Annotated in this window: 17 protein-coding genes; 13 read left to right on the forward strand and 4 right to left on the reverse strand. The window is 67.0% G+C overall.

Translation table 11 applies throughout. The annotated features are described in order from the left end of the window. The first annotated feature begins 127 nt into the window (after window positions 1-127). Window positions 128-703 carry a DUF1990 family protein gene (locus DEIPR_RS10785; RefSeq protein ID WP_041222959.1) on the forward strand — a complete coding sequence of 192 codons (576 nt, stop codon included), beginning with the start codon at window positions 128-130 and terminating at the stop codon, window positions 701-703. After that, window positions 700-1,572, forward strand: a complete 873-nt coding sequence (locus tag DEIPR_RS10790) for a DUF1990 domain-containing protein (protein WP_013622991.1) — start codon at window positions 700-702, stop codon at window positions 1,570-1,572. The genes DEIPR_RS10785 and DEIPR_RS10790 overlap by 4 nt, the downstream gene beginning before the upstream one ends. A 113-nt stretch (window positions 1,573-1,685) precedes the next feature. Here the strand turns inward: DEIPR_RS10790 and hemG are convergent, their stop codons facing one another. From hemG to DEIPR_RS10810, 4 genes are all read right to left on the reverse strand, one after another. After that, entirely contained in the window at window positions 1,686-3,122 is a 1,437-nt protein-coding gene (hemG, locus tag DEIPR_RS10795) for a protoporphyrinogen oxidase (RefSeq protein WP_013622992.1), read from the reverse strand. A 69-nt stretch (window positions 3,123-3,191) separates the two neighbouring features. After that, window positions 3,192-4,262 carry a ferrochelatase gene (gene hemH / locus DEIPR_RS10800; protein ID WP_013622993.1) on the reverse strand — a complete coding sequence of 357 codons (1,071 nt, stop codon included), beginning with the start codon at window positions 4,260-4,262 and terminating at the stop codon, window positions 3,192-3,194. 93 nt (window positions 4,263-4,355) lie between these two features. Then, complete coding sequence (hemE, locus tag DEIPR_RS10805; protein ID WP_425358583.1) at window positions 4,356-5,429, reverse strand: uroporphyrinogen decarboxylase; 1,074 nt, start codon at window positions 5,427-5,429, stop codon at window positions 4,356-4,358. 215 nt (window positions 5,430-5,644) lie between these two features. Then, window positions 5,645-6,352: a DedA family protein gene (locus tag DEIPR_RS10810; RefSeq protein ID WP_148231951.1), complete on the reverse strand. Its 708-nt coding sequence runs from the start codon at window positions 6,350-6,352 to the stop codon at window positions 5,645-5,647. Window positions 6,353-6,471: 119 nt separating this feature from the next. Here DEIPR_RS10810 and rsgA point away from each other — a divergent pair, with 119 nt between their 5' ends. The 11 genes from rsgA to DEIPR_RS10865 all read left to right on the forward strand — a co-directional run bounded on the left by rsgA (window position 6,472) and on the right by DEIPR_RS10865 (window position 15,311). Continuing rightward, the gene (gene rsgA / locus DEIPR_RS10815; protein ID WP_013622996.1) at window positions 6,472-7,551 is read left to right on the forward strand and encodes a ribosome small subunit-dependent GTPase A; all 1,080 of its coding nucleotides are present in this window, start codon (window positions 6,472-6,474) and stop codon (window positions 7,549-7,551) included. A 373-nt stretch (window positions 7,552-7,924) separates the two neighbouring features. Then, entirely contained in the window at window positions 7,925-8,467 is a 543-nt protein-coding gene (locus DEIPR_RS10820; RefSeq protein WP_245532756.1) for a hypothetical protein, read from the forward strand. Between the two features lie 9 nt (window positions 8,468-8,476). Further along, complete coding sequence (locus tag DEIPR_RS10825) at window positions 8,477-9,022, forward strand: GTP-binding protein (protein ID WP_268095004.1); 546 nt, start codon at window positions 8,477-8,479, stop codon at window positions 9,020-9,022. 40 nt (window positions 9,023-9,062) lie between these two features. Further along, window positions 9,063-9,434 (forward strand): roadblock/LC7 domain-containing protein, encoded by a 372-nt coding sequence (locus DEIPR_RS10830; RefSeq protein ID WP_013622999.1) that lies wholly within the window; start codon window positions 9,063-9,065, stop codon window positions 9,432-9,434. Window positions 9,435-9,579: 145 nt separating this feature from the next. Next, complete coding sequence (gene hpaH / locus DEIPR_RS10835) at window positions 9,580-10,419, forward strand: 2-oxo-hept-4-ene-1,7-dioate hydratase (protein ID WP_013623000.1); 840 nt, start codon at window positions 9,580-9,582, stop codon at window positions 10,417-10,419. Continuing rightward, window positions 10,412-10,759 carry a VOC family protein gene (locus DEIPR_RS10840; RefSeq protein WP_013623001.1) on the forward strand — a complete coding sequence of 116 codons (348 nt, stop codon included), beginning with the start codon at window positions 10,412-10,414 and terminating at the stop codon, window positions 10,757-10,759. The genes hpaH and DEIPR_RS10840 overlap by 8 nt, the downstream gene beginning before the upstream one ends. A gap of 24 nt (window positions 10,760-10,783) precedes the next feature. Further along, window positions 10,784-11,554, forward strand: a complete 771-nt coding sequence (locus tag DEIPR_RS10845; RefSeq protein WP_013623002.1) for an aldolase/citrate lyase family protein — start codon at window positions 10,784-10,786, stop codon at window positions 11,552-11,554. A 269-nt stretch (window positions 11,555-11,823) separates the two neighbouring features. After that, a complete protein-coding gene (locus DEIPR_RS10850; RefSeq protein WP_013623003.1) occupies window positions 11,824-12,234 on the forward strand; it encodes an acyl-CoA thioesterase in 411 nt (136 codons plus the stop codon). A 107-nt stretch (window positions 12,235-12,341) separates the two neighbouring features. Further along, a complete protein-coding gene (locus tag DEIPR_RS10855; protein WP_013623004.1) occupies window positions 12,342-13,466 on the forward strand; it encodes a type III polyketide synthase in 1,125 nt (374 codons plus the stop codon). A 2-nt stretch (window positions 13,467-13,468) separates the two neighbouring features. Continuing rightward, a complete protein-coding gene (locus DEIPR_RS10860; RefSeq protein WP_013623005.1) occupies window positions 13,469-14,173 on the forward strand; it encodes a class I SAM-dependent methyltransferase in 705 nt (234 codons plus the stop codon). Then, window positions 14,166-15,311, forward strand: coding sequence for an FAD-dependent oxidoreductase (locus tag DEIPR_RS10865; protein WP_013623006.1), 1,146 nt, complete (start codon window positions 14,166-14,168; stop codon window positions 15,309-15,311). Before DEIPR_RS10860 ends, DEIPR_RS10865 begins: the two co-directional genes overlap by 8 nt. Window positions 15,312-15,354 lie beyond the last annotated feature (43 nt).

Below are 15,354 nucleotides of genomic sequence, written 5' to 3' on the forward strand. Positions count from 1 at the left end.
TATGCTCACTCTGTCCTCACCTTATCTTCAGTGTTCGGGAGTCAGTTCGCGGGATGGCTGGGGAGTGTAAAGGCCGCTTTAGCCGCGCAGGACCCGCCAGATGTGCCAGGCAACCCACAGTAGACACATGAGCGAACAAAGCAAGCAGAAGGCCAGCGACGGGTTCGGTCCCCTGATTGAGCGCCGCTACTGGACCGAGTTCCGCAATTCCGAGAAGTCGGCCCGGGAAATCATGGCCTACATTCAGCGCAACATCGAGGAGTTCAGCCCCAAGACGCTGGCCAGCTTCGAAAAGGAAGAAGGTTCCGACTACACCCTGCGCCCCGGCGATGAGTTCCACATCACCATCCTGGGACCCTGGAACGGCGATGTGCGTGTGCTGGAAGTGGGCGACACATCTTTCCGTATGGAGACGTTGGAGGGTCACCCCGAGGCCGGCGAAATCACCTTTTTCATCGAGCCGGTCGAACTGTTCGAGAACGCCCTGCACTTCGAAATCCGCTCGTTGGCCCGCTCACGCGACGGCCTGGTGGCTGTCACCTACGACAAGCTGGGCGTGGGCAAAAAAGCGCAGGAGATGACCTGGGTGGAGTTCTGTGAGCGGGTCTGCCAGTTTGCGGGCGGCGAGGCCATCGGGGACGTGCAGGTCCGCACCCGCTATGAGGAAGACCTGGACCGCCAGACCCAGGCCGAGGCCGAATGACCCGCTCCGGTGGGGCCCGGCGCCTGAGCCATTTGGGCCGCCTGGGAGCGCTGGGGCAACTGCGTCAGCCGCTCAGCCCCGAGGAGCAGCGCCGGCAACTGTACGAGCGCCAGAGTTACCGCCTGCAGCAGTATCTGAGCGCCAAGCCCAACTTCGACCCCAGCCGCCTGAGCGAGTACACCGCCGCTACCGGCTGGCATGTGGACGACTACGAGCAGGACCTGATGCCTGAAAGCCCCGGTGCCCCCTGGCCCGACGGTTCCTTTCAGGCAGCCCGGCAGGTGCTGCAGAACTACACCTTCCCGCCGCCTGACCTGATTACCGGCATCTTCACGCCCGACACTCCGCTGGAGGAGCGTGTCATGGTGCTGCGCGGCCGCTTTTTGCTGTTTACCTTCTGGTTCGGCGTGAAAGTGAGCCGCGTGGTGGACGAGATACGCGACCTGCCCGGAGGCGGCCAGGAAGCGGTCTGGGGCTACTCGTACCAGACCCTGGAAGGCCACTACGAGATGGGCCAGATTGACTTCACCATTCACAAGGTGCTGGACACCGGCCGGGTCACCCTGCGCATCCACGCCGTGTCGCGCACCGGGCATATTCCCAACCTCATCTACCGCATCGGTTTCCGGGTGTTCGGGCGCTACCTGCAGCGGCGCTTTGCCTACAGCTCCATGCGGCGGCTCAAGGAACAGGTGGGCGACATGCTGCGCGAAGGCCGGCTGACCCCGCCACCCAGCCAAACGCCGGTGCAGCCCGCGCAGCCCGGTGACCTCCCGCCGCAAGTGGAGCAGCACCTGGACGAACAGACCGGCTCACACCTGAGCGAAGACCGCCAGAGCAGCCCGGCGGACCAGGCCGAGAAAAGCTAAGGCGCAGGCTCCTGGCCGTAGGGCCACAGGGACAGGCGGCAAGCGGGCACTTCCTTAATGGGAAGTGGCCGCTTGCTGGCTCTCGGCCCCAGCCCCAGACAGCCGTCCGGATTTCAGCCCTGTGCCAGTACCGCCCGCGCCGCCGTGCGCCCGGCGTTGACGCAGTCGGGCAGGCCCACGCCGGTAAAGCTGGCTCCGGCCACCTGCACCTGGGCCGGCAGCGCCGCCCGGATAGCGGCGAGGTGGTCCAGATGCCCCACCACATAGGCCGGGTTCTTGCCGCGCCAGTCCCCGAAAGCGTGGAACAGCGGTTCCCCGGTCACGCCGAACAGCTCCTGCACGTACTTTTCGGCCAGCCGGCGGGCCTCGCCAGGTTCGGTGTTCTTGAAAAACACGCGCAGCAGCACATGCCCCTGCGGTGCGCGGCCGTGCATCTTGCCCGAATGTACGGTGATGGCAGTCATGGGAATGCCTTCCGACCAGTCCACCTGCAGGCCGTGAATGTTCATGTCGGCGGCAAACTGATCCTCGCGGTAGGCCAGGATAACGGCCACGCTGGAGTTGGTTTTCAGGGCCTGAATCAGTTCGGCGGCCTGCGGAAAATCATGGCTCAGCATCGGCCCGCTGAACCAGGCCGGGGCCGTGACCACCACGCCGCGCCCGCGCAGGCGCTGGCCGCCCGCCAGCGTCACACCGTCTGCGTGAACCTGCTGCACCGGGGTATTCAGCCGCACCTCGCCGGTCAGGGCCCGGCCCACGGCGCGGGGCAGCTCGCTCATGCCGCCCCGGAACGACCCGAACACCGGCGTGGTGCGCGGCGGCAGCGCCCGGTGCCCGGCAATCAGGCTGCCGTATTTCTGCTCCATCGCCAGGAACTGCGGGAACGCCATCTGCATGCTCAGTTCATGCGGGTTGGCGACATAGATGCCGGCGGCCATCGGCACGATGAAGTTCATGGCTTCCTCGCCAAACCGCCGCTGGATAAACGACGCCAGCGACTCGTCCTCGTCGGCATTCTCGCGGGGCGGCACGTTGACCTCGGCCAGCATCCGCTCAGTGCCTTCCGGGCTCAGCACGCCGCTGCGGCGAAAGGCTTCCTCGTCCAGCGGCACGAACATCCGCAGGTGTTCGGGGAAAGGCAGCAGCTGACCGCCTTTCAGGAAGTACAGCCGCTTGGTGTCCTCGCGGGGGTGAATCAGCTCGGGTTCCAGGCCCACCTCGCGGGCCAGCTCCAGCGCCCAGGGCTTGCCCAGCACGAAGGCGTCGGCGGCCTTCTCCACCAGGAAGTCGTCCCACAGCTCGGTCTGGACCTTGCCGCCCAGGTAATCGCCGGCTTCCAGCAGCACGTACGGCACGCCCTGCTGCTGCAGCTCCCAGGCGGCACTCAGCCCGGTCAGGCCGCCGCCCACCACGATGACCGGCAGCTCGCCGGCCTGCTGGCTGGGGTTCCCCGCTGCGGCAGTGTGCGGTGCCGTGGGCAGCTGCACAGTGGGCAGGGGCACAGTGGGCGCGGTGGAGAGGGGGTCGTTCTGGGCAGTGTCATCGGTCATGTGTCTTCCCTCCAAAAAAGAAGCCCAGGCGTTGTGTCCCTGGGCCCCGTCTGCAGTCCGTGGGCCTGCTTAAGCCAGCTCCTGCGCTTTGCTGTGAATCACGCTGGCCAGCGTGCCGATAAACAGCGGGTCGGTGTTCAGCGCGGGCGGACGCACCAGCGTCATGCCGATTTCGCGGGCCACCTTCTGCGCCTCAATGTCGATATCGAACAGGATTTCCACGTGGTCCGACACGAACCCGATGGCGATAGACACGACCTTGTCCACCCCGCGCTCTGCTTTGAGCTGCGGCAGCCAGTCTTCCAGCTGCGGCCCCAGCCAGGGCTCGGGGCTGCGGCCTTCAGACTGATAGCTCCAGCTCCACTGGTCGTCGCGGAGCCCGGCCTGGGCAGCAATCAGCCGCGCCGATTCCAGCAACTGGTCGGCGTAAGGGTCGCCCTCGCGGATCACGCGTACCGGCAGGCTGTGGGCACTCAGGACGGTATGCACGCTGTCACGGTCTGCTTCGGGGAACTCCTGAATGCCCATCCGCACCCGGTCGGCCATCGCGGTGATATAGCCGGGCTCGGTGTGGTACTCGTTCACGAACACGAATTCGATCTGGCCGTGGTACATCTCCAGCGCGGCCTTGATCTTCTTCTGGTATTTCTCCACGCTCAGCTTGGAGTAGTGCGGGGCCAGCACGATGGCCACCGCCCGCTGGATGCCGTCGTCCAGCATGTCGCGCACTGCGTCCTCGATCCAGGGCGACCAGTGGCGCATGCCGGCGTAGGCACGGTAGTCGCCGCCGGTGGTGCTCAGCTGGGTCATGGTGGCTTCAATCTGGGCGCGGGTGAACTCGGGCAGCGGGCTTTTGCCGCCAATCGCCTCGTAATTGCCGCTGATTTCTTCCAGCACCTCGGCGTAGGTGGGCCGTCCGGAGCGGATGTCGGCCAGGTAGCCGGGCATTTCGTCCAGCGACTCGGGGCCGCCGTAGGCCATGAACAGGATGCCGATGGTCCCTTCCGTCACGGGGCCGTGCTCACCAATCCGGGTACTGGGCAGGCTGGGCGCGAACGAATCGTTGACGATACGGACGGGCGGGTAAGGATTGACGGCCGTTTCGGTGTCTTGGGTGTCAGTGGTGTGGGGCTTGGTCATGGTGTCTCCTGTGAGGGGATAAGGAAAGTCGAAGAGTCGAAAGGTCTAAGGGTCGAAAGGAGAAAGCTCTTAGACCCTTAGACTTTTTGACCTTTAGACTTGCCGCGTGCGCTCGTGCACGTACTCGGCCACGCGGCGCACGTTGTCCATCGGCGTGGTGGGCAGGATGCCGTGCCCGATATTGAAGATGTGACCGGGGCGGCCAGCGGCCTCGTCCAGCACGCGGTCCACTTGGTGCTTCAGCTCGCGCCACGGGGCAGCCAGCAGGAGGGGATCAAGGTTGCCCTGGATGGCCTGGCCCTTGTTCAGCTGCGCCCAGGCGGTATCCAGCGGGGTGCGCCAGTCCACGCCGACCACATCGGTTTCGTAGCGGGCGATGTCGCCCAGCAGGTGCCCGGTATCGGTGCCGAAATAGATGACCGGCACGCCGTAGGGCTTCACCGCTTCAATCAGGCGCTGGGTGGCGGGCCACACGAAGGTCTGGTAGTCGTAGCGCGAGAGCGCCCCGGCCCAGGAATCGAAAATCTGCACGGCAGCGGCCCCGGCCTTGATCTGCTCCCCCAGGTAGTCGGCCTGTACGGTGGCCAGCTTGTCCATCAGGCGGAACCAGGCGGCGGGCTCGGCGTACATCATCTGCTTGGTGTACTCGTAGTTGCGCGAGCCGCCGCCCTCGATGGCGTAGCTGGCCAGGGTAAAGGGCGCCCCCACGAACCCGATCAGGGGAATACCGCGTGCGTCCAGCTCGGGCTTGAGCAGGCGAATCGCCTCAGCGGTGTAGGGCATGGATTCACGGGCAGCGGGCACGCCCAGCAGGTCCACGGCGCGGGTGCTTCTCAGCGGGTTGCTGATGCGCGGCCCTGCGCCCTTCACGAAGTCCAGGTCCAGCCCCATCACCGGCAGCGGGGTGAGGATGTCGTTGAACAGGATGGCGGCGTCCACGTCGAACGCCCGAACCGGCTGCAGGGTAATCTCGGCGGCCAGCTCCGGCGTGCGGATGCACTCCAGCATGGAGCGGTCAGCGCGAATGGCGCGGTATTCGGGCATGTAGCGCCCGGCTTGGCGCATGAACCACAGCGGCGTGTGGGCGGCTTTCTCGCCGCGCGCGGCCTTGAGAAAAGCAGAGTCGGCCAGCGCCGGGTTCGGCTCCACCTTGACCGAAGGGCGCACCGGGCGACCAGGCGGCTCCTGCAGGGCCTGGTCGGCAGGGCTTTGCCCAGTGGCCCGGTTGCCCTGCGGCTCCGGCGAATCGGTGGGAGTGTGGGCGGCGTCTGCCCGGTCAGTATCTTGCTGAGAACGAGTCACAATAAGCCCACCATACCCGCCGCCTGCCCAGTCTGCCAGGGGACAAATTAACCGGGCCTACTCTGTTACTGACCGAACGGTCAGTCTAGGTTTTGTCTTTCCGGCGGCTGGCTTTGCATGGGCCGGCTTCCTGCCAGCTGGCTTTTCAGGGGCTTACTTTTGAGCACTTCACTTTTTGGGTCTTCACTGGCCGGGCTGGTCAGCCCACGCCGCCGGGTCAGCCACCAGCGTCCCAGCAGGGCCAGCGCCACTACGGCGGCGGCGGCCATCAGGGCCTGGGCACCGACCCGCTCCAGATGGGGCAGAATCTGCATGCCGAAGCGCCACAGCAGCCACTGCCACAGCCCGATATGAATCAGTGCGCCCAGCAGGCTGTAGATGATGTAGGGCACCAGAGGATAGTTCATGGCCCCAGCGCCCAGCGTGACCGGTGTGCGCAGCGCCCCGATGGTGCGGCTGGCCACCACGGTCAGCGCGCCGTAGCGCCGCAGCAGGTCGGTGGCCCGCTCGCTGTTCAGCTGGCCCTGGTACCGTTCCGGCAGGAAGCGGCCCCCCCAGCGCCCCAGCGCGTAGCCGCAGAGGCTGCCCAGCCAGTTGCCCAGCGTGCCCCAGAAAATCGCCGCTTCCAGCGAGGTCTTGCCGGCGTCGATCAGGCCCACCTGCGCCATCATCGGCAGCACGCCGGGAATCCCGGGAACGCCCATGCCTTCCAGAAACAGCAGCCCGAAGGTGCTGACGTGCAGCATGGTGGGATCAAGCCCTGCAAGCCAGGCACGGAGGTTGGTCATCAACCGCCGAGTTTACTGTCCGAATGTGGGAGTGAACATGAACCGCTCTGGAGCAACATTTAGAAATACGCTGGTAAACATGTGCTGTAAGCGGCGCACTTTGGCTACACTACTTTTCAGTGACTGCTGAACTTCCGGCTCCGAGCGACCTTCCGACCCTCACCGCCTTCGGGTACGGCGAAGCCCAGGCGCAGGCCCTGGCGGCGGCGCGGGAAACCTTTCCCGGAGTGCTCCCGGCCCGTGTAAGCCGGGTGGAGCGCAACGGCTACCGCCTGCGGACGGAAGCCGGAGAACAGGAAGCCGTCTGGCCCGGCGGGCGCCGCCACAAGCTGCTGGACGTGCCGGTGATCGGGGACTGGGTGGGCTATTCGGTGGCTGAATCACCCGAAGGAGCGCAGCAGGCCCTGCGCATAGAAGCGGTGCTGGCGCGGCAGAACACCTTTATCCGCTCGGTGCAAAAGGGCCGCCGTACCCAGCCGCAGGTGCTGGCCGCCAACGTGGACACCGTCTTTGTGATGACCAGCCCCGAGGAGTGGGACACTGAGCGGCTGGAGCGCTACGTGCAGGCGGTGCAGCTCTCGCAGGCCCAGCCGGTCATCCTGCTGAACAAGCTGGACCTGGCCCAGGGCGACTTACTGGAGCGGGCGCAGGCCGCTGGGCTGGACGCACCCGTGCTGCCCATTGCTGCTGAGAGCGGGCAGGGGCTGGACGCCCTGCGGCCCTACCTGGCGGCCGGGAAGACGGTGGCCCTGATCGGGTCGTCGGGCATGGGCAAATCCACCCTTACCAACCGGCTGCTGGGCGAAGCGGCGGCCGCCACCGGCAGCCTGAGCGACTTCAGCGGCGAGGGCCGCCATACCACCACCTGGCGCACCCTCTACCGTCTGCCGGTCAGCGAGGTCAGCGGGGGCGCCCTGCTGATAGACAACCCCGGCCTGCGCGATATCGCCGTATGGGACGAAGAGGGCGCCGCTTTCTGGGCCATTGAGGAACTGGCCGCCGAGTGCCGTTTCTCGCGCTGCACGCACGGGCGCGAACCCGGCTGCGCGGTGCGGGCCGCCGTGCTGCGCGGAGAACTGGATGAGGAGATGGTCGGCGCTTACCGCGAGGCACAGGGGGATCAGGCGGGCGCGGGGAACCGGGCCGAACGTCCTGAGCGCCCGGCGCGGCGCGGCGAGAAACGTTCCCGCCGGCGCTAGGCCCTCGGGCTTGCATATTTTGACCGTACTGGACCTGTTTTGTGGGTGTGAGACTCCTGAAAGGAAACCGGGCATAAGCTCGGTGTCAGAGGAGCGCCACACTGAAGTTTGACGGGGCAGAGCGGCACGGAGGGAACCTGCCGTTCTCCTGCAGGGCTGTTCTGTGTCGCCGGGGCCGAAAAGAGGCCCTCACTCAGCAGGTATCTCAGAAAGGAAGGTTGTCGTGGCTATTTACGGTGATTTCGCCGATCATACTTTTCCCGACGTTGTCAAAGTACTGCAGCGCCACACCGGGACGCTCTTTTTGCAGTCTGCCCTCGGGGGAAGGAGCGCGGAGCTACATCTTCACCGCGGAGAGCTGCGGGCTCTGTTCATGGACGGGTTTCCGGTGCGCGAGGCGCTGCGGGTGCAGGACGTGCTGCGCCAGCTGATGAACGGTGCGACCGGCACCTACGAGTTCGAGGCGATGGCGCCTCATGAACTGACCGCCCACTTCTCGCTGCCGCTGACGCAGGTGCTGCGTTCACTGGTGCAGGACGCCCACATCGACGAGTCGCAGCTGCCGCACGAGTCCACCCGCTTCGTGACCGTGCCGGACGCCGAGGCCCATGTGCCCAGCCTGCCGGTAACGCTGCAGGGTGCCTGGCGCAGCGTGGCTCCGCTGCTCAGCCGAGGCGGAAGCGCTGCCGAGCTGGCCCAGGCCGCCTTTATCAGTCTGGACGAGGCCCGGCTGATGCTGTTTCGCCTACGCGCCGCCGGCATGGTGACCCCGTACCGCGCCGCCGGCGTGGTGAGCAGCTCCGGACAGGCGACCGCGCAGTTCGAATCCCAGGTGGTGACGGCCGCCGAACCCGAAAAAGCCGGCCCGGTGCGCCGCTTTCTCAACGCTCTACGCCGCCTGACTGGAGGTGCATAAGTGGGACCTATGAAACTGGTGATTTCCGGCCCGGTGGGTGCCGGCAAGACCACCTTCGTGCAGACGCTGTCCGAAACTGAAGTGGTCGCGACCGAAGCCGAGGCCAGCGAGGACATCGGCAAGCAGTACACTACGGTGGCCTTCGACTTCGGCACCATCAACCTCGACGGCCAGGAGCTGCTGCTGTACGGCACGCCCGGCCAGGACCGCTTCGACTTTATGTGGGACGTGCTGTGCGAGGGTGCCCTGGGCCTGACCCTGCTGGTGGCCGGCGACAAACCCGAGGACTTCGCACACGCCCGCAACATTCTGGAATTCATCACCTCGCGTAACCCGGTGCCGTTTGTGGTGGGCGTGACCCGTCAGGACCTGCCCAAGGTCTGGACGCCCGAGGACGTGGCCAGCTACTTCGACCTGCCCCCCGAGCAGGTGTGCGGCCTGAACGCCACCGACAACGACAGCTCACGTGAGGTGCTGATTCGCCTGCTGGAACTGCAGCTGGCCGAGCAGCCCGCCGGGCAGTCCACGGCCCCGGCCGAAGTTGCCGGCGCCTGATTTCCCCGACCCATTTCCCGCTCTTAAGGAGTCTCCCCGCATGACCATGAGCAAACAGGAACAGCTCCAGAACACCCTGCGCGACCTGCGCAGCGCCATCCCCGACGTGCGCGGCGCCATGATCGCCACCGTGGACGGCCTGCCCATCGCGCAGACCTTCAGCGACAACACCGACGCCGGGCGCGTGGCTGCGATGGCCGCCACCGCCCTGGGCCTGGGGAAGCGCATCAACGACACCCTGGGCACCGGCGACCTCAGCGAAATGAGCGTGAGCGGCTCCACCGGCCAGGTGTACATCTACGCCACCGGCCGCAAGGGCGTGCTGGCCGTGGTGGCCCCCAGCGGCATGAACCTGGGCCTGCTGCACATGGAAGCCCGCGATACGGCCGGCCGTGTGGCGGCCATCCTCTAAACTCGGGCTTCTTTTCCCCGCCCTTGTCCCCCAGCAGCGCACCGCCTGTGGCCCTTTTCTTCTGGCCCCCGGCGGTGCGCTTTGGTGCGCTGCAGCAAATACTCTAGGATTTCTCCTGTCCCTTTTCACCCCACAAGGAGAACCTATGACCGACCGCGTGATTCCTGCCGCCGAACTTCCAGCGCTGGCCGCCGAACTGCAACTGGCCGAGGACAGCGGCGTGCAGCTTGCCCCCCTTTCCGAACGCTTTCCCGGCATGACCCTGGCCGACGCCTACGCGGTGCAGCGGGCCTGGGTGAGCCGCAAAGTGCAGAGCGGCGCGGTGATTCGCGGGCACAAAATCGGCCTGACCTCGCGGGCCATGCAGCTCAGCTCGCAGATTGACGAACCCGACTACGGCACCCTGACCGACGAGATGTTCTTCGAGCCGAACGGGGACATTCCGCTGTCGCGCTTCGTGGCCCCCAAGGTGGAAGTGGAGCTGGCGTTCCTGCTGAAAAGCGACCTGGAGGGTCCCAACCTGACCGTGTTCGACGTGCTGCGGGCCACCGAGTACGTGACTCCCGCCGCCGAAATCATTGATGCCCGTATTCAGCGCGTGTCCAAGGCCACCGGGAAGCCGCGCCGGGTGACCGACACCATTTCCGACAATGCCGCCAACGCAGGCGTGATTGTGGGTGGCCGCGCCGTGCGCCCTGATGACCTTGACATGCGCTGGGCGGCGGCGCTGTGCATCCGCAACGGAGCGGTAGAGGAGACCGGCGTGGCGGCAGGCGTGCTGGGGCACCCGGCCAGCGGCATCGCCTGGCTGGCCCGCCGCCTGGCCCCGCACGGCGAGGGGCTGAAAGCCGGTGAGCTGGTGCTGGCAGGCAGCTTTACCCGTCCGGTGGATATCGCCAGCGGCGACACCTTCACGTTCGACTACGGGCCGCTGGGCGTGTTCACCTGCCGCTTTACCGGCGAGGCGAGGCTTAAAGATGCCTGAAGGCCGCGTGGCTGCCGTGATGATTCATGTGGCGGACCGGGAAGCGGCGCTGGACTGGTACCGGCAAGCTTTTCCGCAGGCCACCCGCCGTGAGGTGAATGGGTTCACGTTGCTGGACGTGGGCGGTATCAGCCTGGAACCCGTCGTGGCCGACGGCAAAGTGAGCAGCGGCGCGGCGGGCACGGTGGTGTACTGGCACACGGACGATTTTGCCGCCGAACTGGAGCGCTTGCAGCGGCTGGGAGCCAGCCTCTACCGGGGACCGCTGGCGATAGAACACGGGCAGCAGATGTGCCAAGTGCGCGACCCCTGGGGCAACCTGCTGGGGCTGCGTGGCTGATTTGATAAAGGAGAACCTGAACCCATGACCTATACCAATCCCTTCAAAGCCGCTCTGCAACGCGGCGAACCGCAGTACGGCTACTGGCTGGCGCTGGCGCACCCCTACGCCGCCGAAGCGGTGGCGGGCGCGGGCTTTGAGTGGCTGCTGATAGACGGCGAACACGCCCCCAACACCGTGCCGAGCGTGCTGGCGCAGTTGCAGGCGCTGGCCCCTTACGCGGGCGAGGCCATCGTGCGCCCGGTGAACGATGACCGCGCCCTTATCAAGCAACTGCTGGACATCGGCGCACGCACCCTGCTCATTCCGATGGTGGACACGACTGAGCAGGCCGCCGCCGCCGTCGCCGCGACCCGCTACCCGCCCGCCGGAGTGCGCGGAGTGGCTTCGGCGCTGGTGCGGGCCTCGCGCTGGGGCACCCGCGAAGGCTACCTGGCGCAGGCCGAGCAGGAAATCTGCGTGCTGGTGCAGGTGGAATCGGCCACTGGCCTGAGCAACCTGGCGGCCATCGCGGCCACCGAGGGGGTAGACGGGGTCTTCATCGGCCCCGCCGACCTGAGTGCCAGCCTGGGCCATCTGGGGCAGCCGAACCATCCGGACGTGCAGGCCGCTATCCGTGAAGCCGCGCAGACCATCCGGGCCGCGGGCAAGGCGGCGGGCATTCTGGCTGTGCAGGAAAAGGACGCTCGCCGCTATCTGGACTGGGGCTACACATTCGTGGCAGTGGGGGTGGATGTGCTGAGCCTGACCCAGGGCGCACGGGCCACGCTGAATAGCCTGCGCCGGGACCAGTAGGCCCGGAGGCGGGCGCAGGGCCGTGTTATGCTGCGGCCAAATTCACCGCCCACAAGAACTGAGGGAAGTCCGGTAACGGCAGAAATGTTCTGCCCAGTCCGGCACGGTCGCGCCACGGTTACAGTCCGGTCGCTCGCTTGTGAGAAAAGAGGTTCGCTGCCCCGCGTCAGGGTGGGCGGGCCTGACAGCCGCAGGAAGTCCCGGTGGGCTTTTTGCGCTGCGCGTTTTCTCGCTTCCCCGTTCGCCTATGGGCCAGAAAGCGAGCCTTTATGCCTCTATCCGTTTCCGCCGCTCCGCCCGCCGAAACCTCCATTACCCGCATGACCCAGGTGGTCTTTCCCGGCACCACCAACCACCACGGCACCCTGTTCGGCGGCGAGGTGCTGAGCATGATGGACAGCGCCGCCTTTATCGCCGCCACCCGGCACTGCCGCATGAAGGTGGTCACCCGGCTGATGGAAACCACCGAGTTCGCCCGGCCCATCCCGGCGGGCAGCATCGTGGAGCTGTTGGCCTGGGTGACAGCTGTGGGCCGCACCTCCATGCGGGTGCGGGTAGAGGTGTTTACTGAGGACATGTACTTGCCTGCCCGCAGCCTGGCCTGCAGCGGCGAATTCGTGCTGGTGGCGCTGGACGCGCAGGGACAGCCCACGCTGGTGCCTCCGCTCCGGGAGCGGTAGGCCTGGCCCAGGACCTGAACTTTCTGCCTGCTGGCAGCACATTTGTCTCTGCGGCCAGCGGCCCATACTGGCCCCATGTCTGCTTCTGCTGCCTGTCAGGTGCCCGCGTGAGCGCCTATCTGCTTGCCACCGGCACCGCCGTGCCGCCCCACGTGTACCCGCAGGACATGGTGCGCGACATGATCAAGAATCAGGCCCGGCTGGGCCGGCTGGCGCGGCGGCTGGTGCCAGCAGCATTCAACGCTTCGGGTATTGACCAGCGCCACAGCGTGATTGGCGACTACCGGCCCGGCTCGGGCGGCGGAGCCTTTTACGACGAGGCCACCGGGGAGATGCTGACCCCCAGCACCGGGGCACGCAACGCCGTGTACGTGCGGGAAGCCACGCCGCTGTTCGTGGAAGCGGGCCGGCGGGCGCTGGAGGCCAGCGGCCTGGGCGCAGGCGACATCACCCATGTGGTGACGGTGTCCTGCACCGGATTCTTCGCGCCGGGGCCGGACTATATGGTGGTGCGCCAGCTGGGGCTGCGGCCCACCACCGGGCGGTATCACGTGGGATTCATGGGCTGTTATGCGGCTTTTCCGGCGCTGAAGATGGCCAAAGCCTTCTGCGACGCCGACCCGGAAGCTGCCGTGATGGTCATCTGCACCGAGCTGTGTACCCTGCACGTGAACCCCGGCGACGACCCCGACTCTATCCTGTCCAGCACGGTCTTTGCGGACGGCGCAGCGGCGGCGGTGGTGAGTGGCCGCCCCCCCCAGGCCGGACGGCAGGCCCTGCGGCTGGACGCCTTCGAAACTACCCTGACCCCGCCCGGCGAGGGCGAAAAGGACATGGCCTGGAGTGTAGGCGACCAGGGCTACGAGATGGTGCTGAGCAGCTACGTGCCCGACATCATCGAAAACCACCTGCACGGGGCGCTGGGGCCGCTGCTGCTGAACCTGGCCGCCGAACTGCATGCCAGCGGCGCCGAAGTTGAGCACTGGGCTGTGCACCCTGGCGGGCGGGCCATTCTGGACAAGGTGCAGGGCAGCCTGGGCCTCAGCGAGGAGCAGATGCGCCCCTCGCGCGAGGTGCTGCGCGAGTACGGCAACATGAGCAGCGCCACGGTGCTGTTTATCATCGGGCGGCTGCTGGACACGGCGCAGCCGGGTGAGCGGGCCTGCGCGATGGCATTCGGTCCTGGCCTGACGGTGGAATCGGGCCTGATGACTGCCGTGCTGGGAGAATAGCAGTGGGGTGGCCTGGCTTTTCCCGCCGCGAGCTGCACACGCCGGAGCTGATGGACGACCCCGACTGCGACCTGGGCACGCTGTATCGCACCTACGAGCAATTCGACCGGGTCAACGCGCTGGTGGCGGGCTGGCCGCTGGTCTACCGTTCGCACCTGCGGCCCTTTTTGCGCCGTGACCGTGCCAACACCCTGCTGGACATCGGATGCGGTGGGGGAGACGTGGCCCGGCACCTGATTCGCTGGGCAGCCCGCGACGGCTTTACGCTGCGGGTGCTGGGCATCGACGCCGACGAGAGGGCAATCGCCTACGCCGGGGCGCAGACGCCCATGTCGGGCCTGCATTTCCGGGCCGTGATGAGCCGTGAACTGGTGCGCGAGGGCCAGCGCTTCGACCTCATCATTTCCAACCACATGCTGCACCACCTGTCCGCCACGGAGCTGACCGGGTTGCTGCACGACTGCGAAGCGCTGGGCGGGCGCACCGTCCATTCGGACATCGAGCGCTCGGCGCTGGCCTGGGCAGGGTTCGGGGCCATCATGACGCCCTTTTTCCACGATTCGTTTATCGTGCCCGACGGGATGCTGTCGGTGCGCCGCAGCTACCGCGCTTCCGAGCTGCGCCGCGCCGTGCCGCCCGGCTGGCGGGTGGAGCGCCCCTTTCCGTTCCGGCTGCTGCTGACCCATGCTGGAGCGGACCATGCTTGACGTGGCTATCGTGGGTGGCGGCCCGGTGGGGCTGTACCTGGGCGGGCTGCTGGCCCAGGCGGGGCTGGATATTGCTGTGCTGGACCGCCGCACCCAGGCGCCTCCGCACTCCAAGGCCATTGGTATTCACCCCCGCGCCCTGCATGGGTTCGGGCGGCTGGGGGTGCTGGAACCCATGCGGGCGGCAGGTATCACCATTCGCCGTGGCCTGCTGCTGGGCGGCGGAGGCCGGGTGCTGGGCGAGCTGGACTTCGCCGGGGCCGACCCGCAGCACCCCTACATTCTCTCGCTGCCGCAGATGCAGACCGAGGCCCTGCTGACCGGGCGGCTGGAAGAATTGGCCCCGGGTGCCCTGCGCCGCCCGGTCACCGTGACCGGGATAGAGGAGCGCGGCAACAGCCTGAACGTGCAGCTGGAGCAGGATGGGCAGGTGCAGACCCTTACAGCCCGCCATGTCGTCGCTGCCGACGGCTGGCGCTCCGGGCTGCGGCAGGCGGCCGGCATCGCCTTTCCGGGTGGCCCCTATCCCGACCGCTACCTGATGGGTGACTTTCCCGACACCACTCCTTTTGGCGAAAGTGCCATGATTGCGCTGACGGCGGCGGGCGTGACCGAGTGTTTTCCGCTGCCAGGCGGGCTGCGCCGCTGGGTGGTGCATACCGGCTCCACGCTGCTGGACAGTGCTGGCCCTGAAACCCTGGCCCGCATCGTCCGGGAACGCACCGGCTTACCCATTCCCGCTGCCGAGTGCCGGATGCTCAGCGCCTTTACCGTGCGGCGGCACCTGGCAGAGCGGATGGTGCGCGGCCGCCTCAGCCTGATTGGGGACGCGGCCCATGTGGTCAGCCCGATTGGCGGGCAGGGCATGAACCTGGGCTGGCTGGACGCCGACGTCTTGGCCCCGCTGCTGATTCGTGCGGTGCGCGGCGAGAAAGTCCCGGAGGCCGAGTGGCACCACTGGGAGACGCAGCGCCGCCGCTCCGCGTGGGTGGCCGCCCGGCAGGCTGAAGCCAACATGAGCGCCGGCCGCCCCACCACTCCGGCCCGGCAGCAAGCCCGCGAACGCCTGCTGGCGGGCCTGCTGGGGCCACATACTGCCCCGCTGCTGGCGAGCGCCTTCACCATGCGCTGGCTGTAGCCGCTGCGGCACCAGCATGCCTGCACAGTGCCGGATGATTCCA

The sequence above is a fragment of the Deinococcus proteolyticus MRP genome (genome assembly GCF_000190555.1).
In the GTDB taxonomy this organism is placed as follows: domain Bacteria; phylum Deinococcota; class Deinococci; order Deinococcales; family Deinococcaceae; genus Deinococcus; species Deinococcus proteolyticus.